At 40.9% G+C, this 1,261-nt stretch carries 1 protein-coding gene; it reads right to left on the reverse strand.

Translation table 11 applies throughout. The features are described from left to right. Positions 1-1,261: PQQ-binding-like beta-propeller repeat protein (locus CJP74_RS07975; RefSeq protein WP_147397073.1), on the reverse strand; the 1,261-nt coding region annotated here is incomplete at both ends.

The raw sequence follows: 1,261 nt of genomic DNA on the forward strand, positions 1-1,261 counted from the left end.
TGCCAGAGTTTTTCTCCATTAGTTACGCTGAAAGCACGGATGTAGTTGTCTTGAGTAGCAGCCACCAACATTACATCAACGGCAGTAGACATAACCCCACCTAAACCAGGTACCCCAATTAATAATGGTGGTAATTGGAAGAGTTTAGGCAGACTATCACGAATAGTACCTATACGTTTTTTCCAAACAATTTCGTTAGTTTGGAGATCTACTCCTGTTACAAAGCCCCAGCTTGGTTCTTTACATGGTAAGCCAAGTGGAGATAAGAAAGGTTCAAGGAGTACTTCGTATGGAGTACCATACATAGGTTGGAAACCTGATTCAGTTCCTGTACCTTCACCTTTAGGACGGTTTGGATCTACACGGTTAAGTTTAGATAGGAATGGTAAACCAATTGGATTTGCTAAGGCTACTTGACGATCTTGGTTTACAGAAATTCCACCCCATTCAAATACTCCAAGGTTACCTGGGAATACAATAGTACCTCTTTCTGAAGGTGGAGTGTAGATACCTTCATAGTTATAGTGTTCAAACAGAATACGACATACAAGTTGGTCGAACATAGAACCACCCCACATGTTTTTATCTGTTAGTTTTTCACTTGGTGAAGGACCTAGGTTTAAAGCTGAAAAAGGTTGCGTTGGTGAATAGTGTTCACCGTAAGTTTGTGGACCTTTAGTTACACTAGTAGGAACCGCAAGTTCTTCAATTGGTACTAAAGGCTCACCTGTGTAACGGTTGAATACAAACACATTACCTGTTTTTGTAAGAACATAAACAGCAGGAGTCACCGAACCATCAGCTTGTTTTAAGTCAGCAAGTGAAGGTTGAGCTGGTACATCCATATCCCATAAGTCATGGTGGGTAGTTTGGAAATGCCAAATTAACTTCCCTGTAGAAGCATGTAAGGCAAGAATTGAGTTAGCGTAACGTTCTTTGAGTTCGTCACGGTCACCACCCCAAATATCAGGTGTACCTACTCCTGTAGGAATATATACTATATCTTTAATTGGATCATAAGATAATGGTGCCCAAGCATTAGGAGAGTTGTGTACATAGTCTACATTTTCTCCAGGTTGAGCATTAGGATCCTTAGCTCCAGTATCAAAAATCCATTTTAACTCCCCAGTGTTAACATCGTAACCACGAATTACTCCTGAAGGTTCCGTATTTGAGTAGTTGTCAGTTACTGCTCCACCGATAATAATTGTTGAAGCTGTCACCACTGGTGGTGAAGTTGGAATATATCTGCCTGGTGCAG

The sequence above is a fragment of the Psittacicella melopsittaci genome (genome assembly GCF_003585925.1).
GTDB lineage: Bacteria > Pseudomonadota > Gammaproteobacteria > Enterobacterales > Psittacicellaceae > Psittacicella > Psittacicella melopsittaci.